The following is a 16288-nucleotide window of genomic DNA, read 5'->3' as shown; positions in this document are numbered from 1 at the left end:
ATATAACGTTCACAGAACCTGCTATTTTGCACTGCAGCAAAACACCCCGCATCACGCAGATCGTTTTCCTATGCAGAATATTGGAGCGCCACCTTAAATTGACATAAAAAATAGGGGTGGGTCTTAATTTAAGCAGCAATAAGCCCAAGGCCACTTGCATTTAACAATGTAAATGGCCTTGGGCTTAGATAAAACAAGGTTTAAAACTCAGTCAAAAGTAAAAGTGTAATAGGCATCACCGGTTGTTTCATCCGTTCCCACCCTAGATACCAAAGACCAGCCTTTAGTGAGCTGCCAAGTAAACTTCACCGCATCACGCAGGCCGTTTACGCTCTTTTCTAGCGAGACTCTCACATTTTTGCCAAGCTGTTTGCCTACAGATACCACTTGGGTAGAGGTGCCGTCTTTTTCTTTTTGGCTGCTAAAGCCCACATCATCTAAGCCAACCTGCCCCAAAATACCTTCGGTAAAGCCAGGGCCACCATCACCTGAGGTGAGTAAGGCATTGGCAACTTGCAGCATGAGGGCACTGTCTGATTTCTCCATGCTATCTGAGCCATGCCCAAACAAGAGCCAGCTTAGCTTTTCATTATCTGGCATGCCAGGCTCCGAATAGAGCTGTACCCGCGGCCTTAGCGCTGAGCCTGATACTTGCACCCCTGCGGCAACCTCCTGCGCACGGCGCATGGCGAGAATATCTAGGGAGGGGTTATCGATTGGCCCCTGAAACGCGAGAATACCGCGTTCAATCTCTAGCTTCTGCCCATAGGCACTGTAAGTACTACGCACATTGCCGCTATTTTCGGCCACTTGTACCACGCCAGTGGCCGTTGGTGCTTGATTCGCTTGGGCGCGCAAGCGGAGCAAGCCTGTTAGGCGAGCATCCAAGCCATAGGCACGGAAGCGGAAATTATTTCCTAGATCAACATCCATCTGCAGAGAAAGCTTCGGCCCTGCATCAACCAATGATTTTGCCCTACCCTTGATCACTACATCATCAGATAACCGTGGCACATCATTGGATTGAAAGCGAATATCACCTTCATCCGCTCTCAGCCTACCACTCACGCTCAGCGCTTTGTCTTTAAGGCTAATATCACCTTGGCCCGACATCACCACTAGCATATCGGCCTTGCTAATCAAGGTGAGTTTATTGGCAATCACTTGCGCCGTGGCGCTTGGACTAGGGCCGGCCAGATCGAAACTACCTTTTGCCTCTAAGCTGCCCTGCCCCCCTTTAAATTGAAATTGTTGCAACACAACCTGCCGCTTATCTAGAGCGATTCTCACTTTACCATCCTGCAAGGCAAGACCCGTTGCCCCATCACGAATCGATAAATTATCACCATTCACAAAACCCACCCACTGCTGATCTGCTAGCAAGCCGGAGTGACGTACTTCAAAGTTGCCCTTACCGCCTAAGCTTAAGTCAGGCCCAAGTAAAGGGCCAAGCATGGCGAGCTTAGGCAAATCACCTTTCACAGAAATATCCACGGGAGCGTGTTCGGCCAAGCGCCAATTCACGGCATCCACTAAAGCTTTGCCACTGGCCTGCATCTGCCCAAAGCGGCCAGAGCTAAGATTGCCTTCCAGATTTATCATGGATTGCTTGGCATTGATTTGTAGTTTTAAATCTTGCAAATCAAATTTTTGTGGCGCGGCGCTCGCGTTTACGTATTTTAGATCGCCTGATTGCCGATGAATTTCCAGCATGCCATTAAGGCCACCCTTGGATTGCAAATTCCAGCGGCCACCCAACATCAAATTGCCGATCAGGTCTTTTCGCCCAAGCAGTGGTAGCCATTGCCCCACAGAAAGCTGCTCAAGATCACCTGCCGTATCCAAAGCGCCATCGTTCCAAGAGAAGTGCTTCAGGTGCAAGCGGGTGTCGCCCATCAGCAAGCGTGTATCACCAAGGCGTAGTAAACCTGCGCCCGCCTCTAAGGCAACAGGGCTGGCTAAATTTAAAGCCAGCGGTTGCTTAACTTGCAAAGCCTGCAGCACGCCACGCCATGCCCATTGCTCGTTTAAGCCCCCATCTAAAGTGGCGGAGAGATCAATCGGCTGCTCCTCTTTTTTGCCCTGTACCAGCAAGCTGGCATGGTGCTTAGCGCGGCTACCATCTACCTTAAAACTGAGCTTTTGCAGCAACACGCCCGCAGCTTTGGCATCACTGACTTCGGCACGAAGCTGAAATGGGCCTTTTAGATCAGATTGCAGTTGAGCATCAATCTGAGCTTGATTCACCGATACCCCAAACGGCGTTTGTAAGCTATTAAGCGACAACTGCGCGGCAATCTGCGGATTAAGCAGCTCGCCTTTTAACTGCGCGTCGCCACTGGCCTTACCTGCAAAGCCAGGGCCTAGCAGCTGGAGTTGCGGTAAATTAAGTTTAAGTTTTAAAGTGTCATTAGCACTCCCCAAAGCCCCATCGACATCCACTCGATTTGTGCCCAGTGCTAGCCATAAATCGGCATTGGATACGCGGGTTTCTTCTAGCCTTAACTGCCCTTTACCACTCAGTGCCTCACCGTTAAAACGGCTATTTTGCAAGTTGTAATCCACATCCGCCCGCATTACCGGCAGCAAAGCCCCCGCTAGTTTAAATTGCCCGGTGATCACACCTTTAGGACTATTTACAAATTCGGCAGGATTAATTCCAGTAAATTCACCATTAAGTTTAAAATCGTTTCTGGCTACGCCCTTGCTATCTAATAAACCAAACTCGCCCTGCAAAGACACGCTGCTATTAGCACGGAATAATTTAGCGCTACGCAGCGCAATACGGCGCTCGTGCTTAGGATTTAGCCAGCCCATGTCCAGATCAAATGCCACTTTGCGCTGCTGATCTTCCAATTTAGCCAGCACATCAGGAGCCAACCAAGGCCCGTGTAGCTGAATTGTTCCGCCTAGAGACGCAGGTGGCTGGTGCGACCATAGCTTGGCTGGATCTATCTTCGCCAACTCAAACTGCAGCTTCATTTGCCCTTGGCTCACCTGCCCAGCACCCTTAATCTGCCCTTGCCCAAGCAGGCTAAGCACTGCAGATTGAATCGTGAGCGCTTCTTTTAAATAGCTTAGCTTGCTGCTGATTTGAGTAAAAGGAAGCCCACCTTGATCGATCGTCAAAGGCATGGCGTTTTTGACTTCCAGCACGCCACTACCCGCCTGATCGCCCAGCGGAATCATCGTCAAGGTCACATCCAACAGTGCCTTAGGCAAGCTAGGCATGAGCGCCGCAGGGTTAAGCTGCTGCAACTCAATTTTGCCCTCGCTCAATAGTTGATAGGTGTAAGGGGCAAACACATCTAAACGCGCATTAATCAGCGCTTTAAGTTGCTCACTTTTAATATCACCCTGCAATTGCAATTTACGCAGCTCACCGCTCAGTTTTACTTGCGAATTCAAAGGTTTATTTTCAACCTTACCCTGCAGCGTTAATTGCCCTGAAGTCGTAAAAGGCTGTGCCCCTGCTAAGGCTAAGTCACCTTTTAGAGTGACATCAGCTTGTGGCAGTTTGAGCCGAAGCTGATCCAAGAACAACTGATGAAAGCTGCCATTACTTGCGAGTTTTAAACGGATTGATTCGATATCAGGTGAACCCTTGATACTTAAACGTTTAATACTAGCCCGATCAATATGCACGCCGATCGGCAGAGTAATACTCTCTGGCGGTGGCGAGGGCAGTTTATCCGGCGGGCTAGGTTTGATATCCAGCTCTAGATGCCCAATGGTTAAATCATCTAACGATAAATCCCGTGCCAATAAGCTATATGGGCTCCATGCTAGGCTTACCTTATCAATCGCCAGCTTCATAGCAGGGGTATCAACCACCAAACCACGCAGGGCAAAACTAGACCACAAAGAGCCATCAATGGCGTGCAATTTAGCCACACTACTGTGGTTCACTTGCTTAACCAGCCAATCACGCCCCATTTGTGAGTCAAAAAAAGCCAAAGTGCTCGTTAAGACAAACACCGGCACAATGAGTACAAATAACAGCAGGCCGATCAATCGGCGTAACAATGAGTGTCTAGGTTTTGGTATTACAGCGGCAACAGTCGGCTCAAGGCTATTGGGCTCCATTTAGAAAGTGACCCCCATCGTAAAATGAACTCTAAATTGCTTGGCCTCAATACCACGCGCCACATCTATCCCAATCATGCCAACTGGGCTCACCCAGCGCGCACCCACGCCCACACCTGTTGAGCCTTCCCAATCTTTCCACTCATCCGCCACCCCACCATGATCCACAAACACCGCTCCTAACCAATCTTTGTAAACAGGCTGCTGATACTCTAAAGAACTCACGGCCAACACCCGTCCAGGCACCGTGGAGCCGCCCAAAGAAATACCTAAACTTTGATAATCGTAACCCCGCACCGACGACGAACCACCGGTACGAAACAACCAATCTGTGGGCACATTAGTCACGTCTTTAGTAAATGTTTGCCCTAGCTCTAAGCGGCCAACAAACACGCTTTTTTTACCAATCGGAAAATATTGCACGCCCCGCCCATAAAGCTGAGCAAAGGTTTCATCAGATAAAACCCCTTTAATTGCTCCGCCCCCCTCCAAGGTAATCACATTACCTGAACGTGGGTTTCTGAGGCGATCAACATTGCGTCTAACCCATTGATATTTAGCGGTTAAAGACTGTGGATCAAACACCGTGCCATCATTAAGTTCACTGCGCTCGATTTGGTATTCCAACCTAATTAAACGGTCGATATTTTCTGAGGTACTGCTTCTAGAAACCCCTGTTTTCCATTTATCAATGGCTAAACTTTGAATATCTTCACGGGTATAGCTGGCATAAACCCTATGCTCATAACCCGAGGCAAAACGAGGGAAGGTAATCCCAGCACTTAGAGCCTGCTCTTTTTGTTCTAAGCGCAAACTACTGTCAAAAACCCATGCCCTATCCATTAAATTTAAGTAGCGATAGCTAAATGAGCCGCGTACACCGGTATTGGTGCTATAACCCAAACCCGTGCTAATTTTGCTTAATGGGGCTTCTTGCACCGTGACTTTTACCGGCGCAATAAAGGGCGGATTTTCAGGTAAATCTACATCAACCAAAACCAAGGAAAAATGTGGAAGATTTTGTAAATCGGTTTGCAGATCCACTAAATCTTTACGGCGATACTCTTCGCCTTCATGAAATTCAACATTATTGCGAATCAGTTTTTCTGGGAAGCGGGATAATCCACTCACTTCCAAAGGCCCATAGGTATAAGCAGGGCCACTATCTAAATCAATACTTAAATCCACCGTTAAAGCCTGCGGATCTACACTGGCTTCAGAGCGGATCATTTTAGCGGCGGGATAACGGCGATTAATTAATGAGCTTAATGCACGGCGCTTGCTATCATTCCAAGCACTTTGCTTGAATATACTGCCCACTGGTAAAGACCACGTTTGCTCACGCCGCTCAAATAGCCGCTGTACCCGCACCTCGTCCTCATCAATAGCGCCCATATAATTCACATCAATATCACGCACGCGACTGGGCTCACCCGCTTTAACATCTAAGCTCACCACGGCAGGCTGCACAGATTCATCTAACTTGGCATTCACCACCGGCGAAAAATACCCTTCTGTGGCGAGCAAACCCGACACCGATTCCGTAACCGAATCCAAAAGCCGCGCAAGCTGCTCCCGCGTGACGCGCCTTTCACGCTGCCAACGTGCTAAATCTAAGTTTTTTTCCAGCAGATCATGAAAATTATCAGTGGCGGTGATTTTTAAGACGTAGGGAAATTGGACGTTTTGCTCTGCTTCTGCAGGCGCTTCCACGTCGGCATACACCACAGCGGGAAAAACAAGAGTTAAAGCACACAGTGAACGAGCAAACATAAGCACAATATTCAATAAGATCAAGGCCACTACTTTACCGCATGGCAAGCGATGGTGGCATTTGTTTCATGCATAAGATCAAGCAAAAAAATACCTAGGGCTATTCTTACAAGTAAAAAAAGCCCAAATCGTAGGCAAAAAAATAGCCCAGTCTGCTGCGCAAAAACGCAGAACAGAACTGGGCAAAAAGAAGACTAGATGAAGAGTCAAAACACACTACACACACAACAACTTACTACCACAACAACTACATACTACTAAACCAGTAGATCAACGAATCAAACCTTGCGACTTCATCAACAAGTTTTGAGCGGCTTCGATGTTCTTAAAAATAATTTGCAAGGTACGCATAACAAGCTCCTTAGTGACTTGGGCCAGACATCTGTTCCCAATCAAGCAATGGAGCTACTTTAGCAAAACTACAGATCGCACGCAAGTTTTTTTGTAGTAAAACTACCTATTAAACGTCAAAAAAATATATTTTAAACTACATATTTAAACAAAAAACACAATAAAATCAATCAATTGAACGGTAATTATTAATAAAATATAAAACACAAAATGGTAGTATTACTACACAAATTCGCTTCTTAAATACAAAAAATGCCTTGGTTAACGGCTTCGCTCAACAGGCTTAAACTCTAATCTGTTCGCTCTACAAGTACGTCATCCCCATGTGTTTTTATCGGCAATCCAGAGGCTCTTGTACCAAACGCCAAGCGCAAAAAAGGACAAGCCATAAACCATGCATAAGGCACTCTAAACAACCAAGGCCTATCTACGCACCGCTTATGACTTGTCCTAAAAACTTTAAAAGACTGCTTACTTACCGAGTAGAGCCGCTTTCAAACCATCATTCACTGGCGCACGCCCCAGCCAGATCGATAACATCGCCGCAGCAAAGTCATCCCCTGTAATCATTGCATAGGTCTTGCCACGCACCGTAACCCGCGTTCCTTGGCCAGGCATAAAATCAAGCTGAATCACATCGCCCTTGGCGGCGGTTTTAACCTGTTTAAATACCTGCTCCAGCTCGGCAATTTTTGGTGCTAGTGTGGCTAAAACAGCCTCGCTTTGGTTAGCTTTCAAGCCATCCACAAAACCCTCGTGCATGGTGGCGGCAGAAACTTCACGCAGCATACGCAGCTCCATACGGCGTGGTGATGCGGCATTGACGACGGCGGAGGCATCTTGCGTTTTGCTCGGCACATACAGCGCGGCTAAATACACATCAAAGAACACTTTTTTACGCACGCCTGCACCGTTTAGCGCCAAAGACTGGCTGGCTAATTCGGCATGATCGGCAAGATTAATCCCTGCCACTTCCAAAGCCATACTGCTTTGAGTAGCAAGTACAAATGAAGCGGTCATTAAGAGCTTTTTCATTTTCTTTTACTTCCTTGCAAAAAAACCCACAGATTTTACGCCGTGGGTTTAAGGAGAGATGATCTATTGGTTTACAGCGACTGAATAATCCCAGCAGCGCCCATACCGGTACCAATACACATCGAGATCATGCCGTACTTACCAGCCATACCGTGACGGCGCATACCGTGCACGATGGTTGCAGCACGAATCGCACCGGTTGCACCCAGCGGATGGCCTAAAGCAATTGCGCCACCCAGTGGATTCACTTTGCTCATATCTAGGTTAAGATCACGCGCCACAGCCAGCGCTTGCGCGGCAAAGGCTTCGTTCAGCTCAATCCAACCCAAATCATCCAGCGTCAGGCCTGCTAACTTCAGCGCAGCCGGAATCGCTTCTTTCGGGCCAATCCCCATGATGTGCGCAGGTACGCCTTTTACGGCAAAGGTCACATAACGCGCCAATGGCACCAAGTTAAATTGCTTCAGAATACGCTCTGAAACCAAGATCACCGCACCTGCACCATCGGACATTTGCGAGCTATTACCCGCTGTGACTGAGCCTTTAGCCGCGAATACGGTTTTGAGCTTAGCCAAGCCTTCCATGGTGGTGCCAGCGCGTGGGCCTTCGTCGGTATCACAAATTTTACTAGTGACTTCAACTTCGCCGGTTACCAAATTTGGCGTACGCGCGAATACTTCTAGCGGGCTGATTTCGTCTTTGAATTCACCAGTGGCAATCGCATGCAAGGCACGGCGGTTGGATTCCACCGCAAATGCATCTTGGTCTTCACGGGAAACATTCCACTGCTCGGCTACTTTTTCTGCCGTCAGGCCCATGCCGAAAGCAATGCCTAGGTTTTCGTTTTTAGTGAAAATCTCAGGATTCAGGGAGATTTTGTTTCCCATCATCGGCACTTGCGACATGCTTTCTGTACCCGCCGCGATCATCACATCGGCTTCGCCCAAACGGATTTTATCCGCCGCCATGGCGATGGCATTCACGCCTGAGGAGCAGAAACGATTGATGGTTACACCACCGACCGTATCCGGCAAACCAGCCAGCAGCACAGCCATACGAGCAATATTCATCCCCTGCTCGGCTTCTGGCATGGCGCAGCCAACGATCACGTCTTCGATCAGCTTAGGATCAAGCTGAGGCACTTGGGCCAGCGCACTTCTTAATACATGGGCCAGCAAATCATCTGGGCGAACATTGCGCAACATACCGCGCGGTGCTTTACCAACCGGGCTGCGAGTCGCAGCGACGATATAAGCTTCTTGAATCTGTCTGCTCATTTTGAGCTCCTAAAGTATTAGATCGCCACAACATCCAAACCTGAAAACCTTAAACCTTCAACACGGAGAACACGGAGGAAAAGGAGAAAACCCACACATCTGTAACAACTCAAAATATAAAATGGAAGTCATCATGCTTTTCTCCGTGAAACTCCGTGCCCTCTGTGATCTCCGTGGTTCAAGATTTGGGTGTTGCAGCTTTAGATGTCAATTAGTTACGCAGCGGCTTGTTGTTTTCCAGCATATACATGATGCGCTCTTGTGTTTTGCCGGTTTTCAGCAGCTTCATAAAGCGCTCACGTTCTAGCTTGAGGATCCATTCTTCATCCACCAGCGTGCCCGCATCTACATCACCACCGGTCATGATTTCGGCGATATGGCCGGCAATCAGGTAGTCGTGCTTAGAGATAAAGCCGCCTTCCAGCATATTAATCAGCTGGCCCTTGATGGTTGCAGCGCCTGCGCGGCCCGCTACAGCAAATGATTTAGGCTTAACCGGTGCTTTGTAGCCTGATTCGCTCATGGCACGTACTTGCGCTTTAGCCACGTAGAGCAATTCATTCGGGTTAAACACAATAATATCGGAGCTACGCAGATAGCCGATTTGCTGGCCTTCTTCTGCACTGGTACCCACTTTCGCCATCGCAACCGACAGGTAGTAATCTTTCAGAGCAGCAACGATATCGCCCTTTGCTTCTTGCGAGGCACGCAGTGCAAATTCTTTACACCCACCGCCTGCTGGCAAGAGACCCACGCCGACTTCAACCAAGCCGATATAGGTTTCAAGGCAAGCCACAACGCGTGAGCAGTGCATTAAGAATTCACAACCGCCACCAAAGGCATAGCCCTGAGCCGCGCCAACCACCGGCACTGCGGCATATTTGATGCGCATACTGGCTTTTTGGAATTCGGCCACCATGTTTTCGATTGAAGCAAAGTCGCCAGTCATAAAGGCTGGGCCCATGCTCATCAAATCTGCACCTACCGAGAACGGTGCTTCTGGATGCCAAACCACCAAGCCAGCGTAGCGCTCTTCAGCGATCGTTACGGCCTGATTTACACCAGCCAGAACATCTGGGCCAATGCAATGCGCTTTGGTTTTAAAGCTGAGAACAGCAACGTCTTCACCAGGCTGAACCCAGAGACGAACGCCGTCGTTTTCAAAAATAGTTTCGCCATACACTGGTGCTGCATCACCGACTACGGTTGGCGGATAAAGCTGACGCTTATAAACCGGCAAGTTGGAGCGTTGTTTCAGGGCATTTTCTGCCGCGCTGAACGAGCCTTCTGGTGTGTGTACTGCATCACGCGAAGCCACCCAAGCTGGCAGAGCCACATCGCTCATCGCTTGGCCTGCAGCTGAATCTGCAGCAATGGCCGCTGCAATATCTTTCCAACCAGCGGCTTGCCACTGCTCAAACGGGCCTTGATTCCAGCCGAAACCCCAGCGAATCGCAAAATCCACATCGCGAGCGTTATCGGCAATAGTATCAAGGTGATAGCTGATGTAATGCCATACATCGCGCATGCAGGCCCAGAGGAATTGCGCTTCCGGGTGAGCGGATTCGCGTAATGCTTTAAAGCGTGCAGCTGGATCAGTGATTTTGAGCAGCGCTTTCACTTCATCGCTACCCTTTTGTCCACCGGCAATATATTCGCCTGTAGCAGGGTCAAGCATCAATACATCACGGCCCACTTTCTTAAATACGCCAGCCTTGGTTTTTTGGCCCAAAGCGCCGTTTTCAATCAGTTTTTGCATCCATGCCGGAACTGTGAAGTATTTGTGCCAAGGGTCTGACGCCAACTGCTCAGTCATGGTTTTAACCACATGAGCAAAGGTATCCAGCCCAACCACGTCGGCAGTGCGGAAAGTGGCTGATTTTGGGCGGCCCAAGCGTGGGCCAGTCAGATCATCAACCACATCAAAACGGATGCCGAGGCGTTCGGCGTGATAAATCGTTGCCAGCATGGAGAACACACCGATGCGGTTGGCAACAAAGTTAGGGGTGTCTTTAGCGCGTACTACGCCCTTGCCCATGCGGGTAGCAAGGAAGCTTTCCAGCGCATCCATCATTGCAGGATCAGTCTGGGAGTCCGCAATCAGCTCAACCAGATACATATAGCGTGGTGGGTTAAAGAAGTGAATCCCGCAGAAACGGCTGCGTAATTGCTCAGGTACACCACCTGCTAAGGAATTAATCGACAAGCCCGATGTATTGGAAGCCAGAATAGCGTGAGGGGCTACAAAAGGTGCAATCTTGGCATAAAGATCGAGTTTCCAATCAAGGCGTTCAGCAATGGCCTCGATAATTAGATCGCAATCTTTTAGTTTTTCTAAATCAGAGCCGTAATTAGCGGGCTCAATATGATCCGCGCGCATCGCTGAGGCTAATGGCGACGGTTTCATTTTTTTAAGATTGGCAATTGCTTTAGTTGCAATGCCATTTGCATCACCTTCTTTGGCAGGCAAATCAAATAAAACGGTTTTAATTCCCGCATTGGCAAGATGGGCAGCAATTTGCGCTCCCATTACGCCCGCGCCGAGAACGGCAACCTGACGGATATGCACGGTATTGGCCATGTTTAGCCTCGCTAAAAGGAAAGGAAGAGCGGCGAGAGCCGCCCAGAGTCAAACGAAACCTCCCCCGCTAAGGGGAGGGATAAACAAAAATCAGAAGCGGTAGTTCAATTGCGCACCAAATACATTGGCATAGGCAGATATATCTGCATTCGTTGTTACGGCATTGCTGCTATCAATATTCGCCATGCTTGAGTCTTTAAACTTCACATAGGTATAAGCCAAATCGACTGACATATTTTTATCGATTGCGTAGTTAAACCCTGTTGAGAACCAATAGCGATCGCTGTCTGGCAAGTTAGCAATACGATACTTCGCCTGATCTGCTGGCGATTGATCGTAAGCCAAACCAAAGCGTAATTTCAAAGGATCGTTATATTGATAACTCAGCCCCAAAGAAAAGCGATCCGTATCGCGCCACTTTTGTTCAATATCTGCATTAAAACCAGCGTCCGTTTTCAGAATTAAATCTTGAAATTTAGAGTGCCAGGTATGTGTCCAATCACCGGTTAATGCAAATTGGCTATTTAATTTTTTATAAAAGTTAATCGCAAATGAATCTGGTGTTTCTAAATCAACCGTACCATTTGAATTAAGCAATTTTCCAGCCACCGCAATACCAGGAGGGAAAACAGACGGTACGGTAAACTTAGTATCACCTTGCAGGCTATGGCTTAGGCTAGATCGATAAGCCGCACCAAAGCGCAAACTATCATCTACCTTCCAAGTGACACCCAGATTAAAGCCATAAGCCCAGTTATCGCCTTCGTAATCCATCGATCCATCAAGAGCCGGACTAGGATTTCCGCCTACGGTTAGCTTGCCTAAATCAATCATTTTCTTAAAGCGTGCTTTCATGTATTGGGCCGTGACACCTGCACCAACAGAAAACTGCTCGTTAACCTTGTAGGCAATCGAAGGATTAAGCGCTAGCGTCATTAGCTCAAGGTCGGTGCCGTTATAACGACCGATCCATTTTTCATCAAAATTTGTTTTATCACCAAATGGCACAAACATGGCCAAACCAACAAACAACTGATCATTAATCTGATGTGTCATATAGGTTTGCGGAACATAGACTGGCGCGGTTGGAGAACCACCATCATTCCCAGTAACAGTTTTTTTGCGGCTATTGGTCGCATTCAGATTAGAAAAGCTGATATGTGGATCAACTACGACTAAGGCACCAGAGATATTGGTGCCTGGTAAACGCGTCATCCCTGCTGGGTTGTAAAACAATACAGTAGCGTCTTCTGCCTCAGCAGCGTTTGAATTGGCAACGCCTTGCGAGCTGACGCTTTGCACACCAAAATGATAACCAGAAGCAAGGGCGTTGCCTGCAATGAATAAGCTTGCCACACCTAAAGTACGAATTGCCATACGAATAGTCTCAGACATCGTCTATCTCCAACGGCGGCCAATTGGCCTGTGATTTTATCCTAAGCAATAAAATTGCAACAAACCCCAAGTACTCTTTGGCACTTTCGCAGATGGTAAGCTGCCCTTACTCATCTCGCACATTTGGGCTTTATCGATTTTAGGACACTAAGTGGGTGCAAGCTTATTTTTATTCAAACAACTGTTTCAGCGCATTAGGGATTTCATCACGCCGATGAAATCCCTCTTTTTTTATGACACTGGACGAGTTTCTGTTGCTATTTTTACACTTTCCACCGCATTCACCTTAGGCGATGCCGCAATATCTAAGCCTTTAGGCTGGTTTAAAATATCGCGATGAATGGCGTTGTCATCAGAGAAGGTCAAAGTGGCATCAAAATCATCCACCATAATCACTTCACGGCGTAAGCGACGAGCGCGCTCTACAGCAGCAAATTCAGCCGTTGTAATCAAACCTGTGCTCAGTGCCTCAGCCAAACGCTCACCTGAAGTGATGCTCTTTAAAGTACCTTTGCGATGCGCGTTGCGCAGCTTACCTTCCAACGCTTCAGTCTCGATCACCGCTTTCAATGCATGCTCTAACACGCCAACAGGATCGTTTTCGTCTTTTGAGCGATACATGTATTGCGTCAGGCGATCACGGGCAACCGAAGGCTCCATCAACAGACGTGCAATCTTAGTGCCATCACTATCTGTTGCTGCTTTTAAGCTCAAGCCCAATGGGAACACCAGAGCGCGCATCAAGAAGGCGAGCGCACGGCTTGGATGATTGGCCATAAAGCCATCCATCGCGACCTGACAATCGTATAGCGCCGAATCAACCGCCCAAGCTACCAGTGGCAAGTCTTCTTTGGGTGCGCCATCGTCATTGAATTTTTTCAATGCGGCAGTCGCAATATAAAGACCCGACAACATATCGCCCAAACGCGCCGATAGTTTTTCGCGGAACTTCAAGCTACCACCAAGGGAGGCCATACCCATATCAGCAAGGAAGGCAAAAGCTGAAGAGAAACGCACTACATTGCGATAACGCTGCGCCATTGCACCGGACTTCGGTGAGCCAACTAATTTTGCGCCCGTCAAACCCATTACAACAGCGCGTACTGCATTGGATACCGCAAAGCCGATATGGCCAATTACTGCGGTATCAAAAGCAGGTAAATCTTTATTCATTGCCGCGCGTAATTCAGTCAGTACAAACGGATGGCAACGAATTGCTCCCTGACCAAAGATAATCATGCTGCGGGTTAAGATGTTTGCGCCTTCAACCGTAATGGCCACCGGAATCGCACCATAAGCACCCGCAAGGTAATTACGTGGGCCGGTACATACGGCTTTGCCACCGTGCACATCCATTGCATCGTTAATCACCTTACGCATGCGCTCGGTGTTGTGATACTTCAGAATACCTGACAGCACGGATGGTTTTTCGCCCATATCAAGGCCAGCCAACGCAAGGCGTTGTGCCGCATCCATCTGATAAGTCATCCCACCGATACGGCCCAGCGCTTCGTCCACGCCTTCAAAGCGGCCAATCGATAAACCAAACTGATTACGAATCCTTGAGTAAGCACCGGTGGTGTAAGAGGACACCATGCCTGACGCTACCGACATGGCAGGTAGAGAAATACAACGCCCTACCGATAAGCACTCAACCAGCATGCGCCAGCCTTGGCCAACGTACTCTGCGCCACCAATCACCCAATCCATAGGGATAAATACGTCTTTACCCCAGTTCGGGCCGTTCTGGAATACCGCTGTGCCAGGGTAATGGCGACGGCCAATATGTACGCCTTCGTGCTCAGTAGGAATCAGCGCGCAGGTAATACCGATATCTTCTTTTTCGCTTAATAAATGCTCTGGGTCATACAGCTTGAACGCCATACCCAGCACCGTAGCGATTGGGCCCAGTGTGATATAACGCTTTTCCCAAGAAAGGCGAATACCCAGCACATTTTCATGGTAAGCACCGGTACGTGGATCGGTGTAGCTACCACGACAAACCTTACCAAAGTCAGGAATACCACCCGCATCTGAACCGGCATCTGGGCTAGTCAGTGCAAAGCAAGGGATATCAATACCCTTGGCTAAACGTGGCAGGTAGTAGTTCTTTTGCTCATCGGTACCATAATGCTGCAGCAATTCGCCTGGCCCGAGTGAGTTTGGCACCATCACGGATACAGCCGCCGAGCCGGAGCGCGTTGCAATTTTGGTTACAACACGGGCATGCGCCGTATTGCTGAATTCTTTACCACCATATTTCTTCTTGATGATCATGCCCAAGAAGCCGTTGTCTTTAATAAACTGCCAAGCTTCAGGCGGCAGATCTTTATGCTGGGTGGAGATTTTCCAATCATCCAGCATCGCGCACAGCTGCTCAGTTGGGCCATCCAAGAAGGCTTGCTCTTCAGCCGTTAAGGTGGCTTGCGGAATAGCATGCAGGCGATCAAAATCAGGCTTGCCTGAGAATAAATCGCGATCCCACCATACCGTGCCCGCATCAACCGCTTCTTGCTCAGTTTGCGACATGGCAGGGGTGATTTTGCGGAAGACGCCAAAAATAGGGCCCGTTAACAATGCGCGGCGTATCGGTTTGATATTGATCAGCGCTACAACAACGCCAACAACAATCAAAGAATACATCGGCATACCGCCGATTTGTACACCAGCAGCAGTTGCACCTAAAAACAGCACAGAGCTGAGCCAGAGCGGAGCACGCCAGTAAGCCAGAAGCATAAATGCTCCTAGAATGACAAATACATGCAGCAATAAGTTAGTCATGACAGTTTCCTTTATTGGGCTGCTGGCGCATTGAGGCCAGCACGGATAAATGGCATTAACATTCGAACCACCAATGCAGGATCACGGGCATTGACGAGTGAGCTTTCGGTAAATAAACGTAAAACATTATTACCAGCGAATGCATTAAACATAGCACTAGATAAAAAATGGAAACGCCATTGCACTTCTAATTCAGACAGATGTGGTAAAGCCCGCCCTAATGCCGCTAAATACCGCCGCGTTAATTCACCATATCGCTGTGGCATGGTCGCTTTTAATTCTGGATGCGGCTCAACAAATGTACGGGCCACTAAGCGAACAAATAATAAACCACCGTATTCTGGATTTCTTCCCATTTCTAAAGAAGCCATTACAAATGCTTCTGCTACTTGATCCGCCGTTGGCTGAGCGACGCTTTGCTCTAATTCCTCTAGCTTGCCTAATAGCAATCTGGCAAATGGCTCAGCGCGGCGTTCAAATACCGCGCGAAATAAACCGTCTTTAGAGTGGTAATAGTAATTAACTGCCGCAATATTGACTCGGGCCGATTGCGTAATCATGCGCATTGAAGTGGCATCAAAGCCGTGTTCTACAAAAAGAGGCTCGGCTGCATCTAAAATGCGGTTTGCTGTATCTTGCGCCTTGACCGATTCGACCACGTTACGACTCCTGCTGGGTGTAGTTGATTTAAAACAATTTCAAACGACCGTTTGAAATTATAAGAAGTTGACTTTATTGTCAAGCCAAGACGTAAAAATAGCGGAAAACCCCTAGATCTTCCGCCTCACAATGCAACACTTCAGCGCTTTTTTTGCTCTGCAGTGTCTAAAAAATGCCATCCACAAATACTTGAAAAACCACAAATAGCTAGGGTCTGTTGACGTTTCATTCACAATTGCGCTGAGCCGGAAAACGGCCAGGCACAAGGCATGCGACGAAGGCAATAACTGGTTATTTCCGAGGAGCATAACGCAGTGAATGGCCGTTTTCCGGCTCAGCCCTTCGGGTT

At 48.3% G+C, this 16288-nt stretch carries 8 protein-coding genes; all 8 read right to left on the bottom strand.

Annotated features, from left to right (window positions below):
• Positions 1–207: 207 nt before the first annotated feature.
• Positions 208–4026, bottom strand: coding sequence for a translocation/assembly module TamB domain-containing protein (locus Q0R17_RS00040; protein WP_293930744.1), 3819 nt, complete (start codon positions 4024–4026; stop codon positions 208–210).
• 60 nt (positions 4027–4086) lie between these two features.
• Entirely contained in the window at positions 4087–5859 is a 1773-nt protein-coding gene (locus tag Q0R17_RS00035; protein ID WP_293930742.1) for an autotransporter assembly complex family protein, read from the bottom strand.
• Between the two features lie 822 nt (positions 5860–6681).
• Entirely contained in the window at positions 6682–7245 is a 564-nt protein-coding gene (locus tag Q0R17_RS00030) for a chalcone isomerase family protein (protein ID WP_293930739.1), read from the bottom strand.
• Positions 7246–7316: 71 nt separating this feature from the next.
• The gene (locus Q0R17_RS00025; RefSeq protein WP_293930736.1) at positions 7317–8522 is read right to left on the bottom strand and encodes an acetyl-CoA C-acyltransferase; all 1206 of its coding nucleotides are present in this window, start codon (positions 8520–8522) and stop codon (positions 7317–7319) included.
• 211 nt (positions 8523–8733) lie between these two features.
• Complete coding sequence (locus tag Q0R17_RS00020; RefSeq protein WP_293930733.1) at positions 8734–11103, bottom strand: 3-hydroxyacyl-CoA dehydrogenase/enoyl-CoA hydratase family protein; 2370 nt, start codon at positions 11101–11103, stop codon at positions 8734–8736.
• Positions 11104–11193: 90 nt separating this feature from the next.
• Positions 11194–12498 carry an OmpP1/FadL family transporter gene (locus tag Q0R17_RS00015; RefSeq protein WP_293930730.1) on the bottom strand — a complete coding sequence of 435 codons (1305 nt, stop codon included), beginning with the start codon at positions 12496–12498 and terminating at the stop codon, positions 11194–11196.
• A 231-nt stretch (positions 12499–12729) separates the two neighbouring features.
• The gene (locus tag Q0R17_RS00010; protein ID WP_293930727.1) at positions 12730–15279 is read right to left on the bottom strand and encodes an acyl-CoA dehydrogenase; all 2550 of its coding nucleotides are present in this window, start codon (positions 15277–15279) and stop codon (positions 12730–12732) included.
• Positions 15280–15290: 11 nt separating this feature from the next.
• Positions 15291–15938: a TetR/AcrR family transcriptional regulator gene (locus tag Q0R17_RS00005; RefSeq protein WP_130104945.1), complete on the bottom strand. Its 648-nt coding sequence runs from the start codon at positions 15936–15938 to the stop codon at positions 15291–15293.
• Positions 15939–16288: the final 350 nt, after the last annotated feature.

Origin of the sequence: Iodobacter sp., from assembly GCF_025352645.1 — a bacterium.
GTDB lineage: Bacteria > Pseudomonadota > Gammaproteobacteria > Burkholderiales > Chitinibacteraceae > Iodobacter.
The sequence above is the reverse complement of the archived record's forward strand: the minus strand, read 5'-3'. Positions and strand labels throughout refer to the sequence as shown.

Excerpts from the sequence above, each read along its gene's own strand:
- Q0R17_RS00035 (WP_293930742.1), bottom strand. The coding sequence starts at position 5,859 with ATGTTTGCTCGTTCACTGTGTGCTTTAACTCTTGTTTTTCCCGCTGTG.
- Q0R17_RS00030 (WP_293930739.1), bottom strand. The coding sequence starts at position 7,245 with ATGAAAAAGCTCTTAATGACCGCTTCATTTGTACTTGCTACTCAAAGC.
- Q0R17_RS00025 (WP_293930736.1), bottom strand. The coding sequence starts at position 8,522 with ATGAGCAGACAGATTCAAGAAGCTTATATCGTCGCTGCGACTCGCAGC.
- Q0R17_RS00020 (WP_293930733.1), bottom strand. The coding sequence starts at position 11,103 with ATGGCCAATACCGTGCATATCCGTCAGGTTGCCGTTCTCGGCGCGGGC.
- Q0R17_RS00015 (WP_293930730.1), bottom strand. The coding sequence starts at position 12,498 with ATGTCTGAGACTATTCGTATGGCAATTCGTACTTTAGGTGTGGCAAGC.
- Q0R17_RS00010 (WP_293930727.1), bottom strand. The coding sequence starts at position 15,279 with ATGACTAACTTATTGCTGCATGTATTTGTCATTCTAGGAGCATTTATG.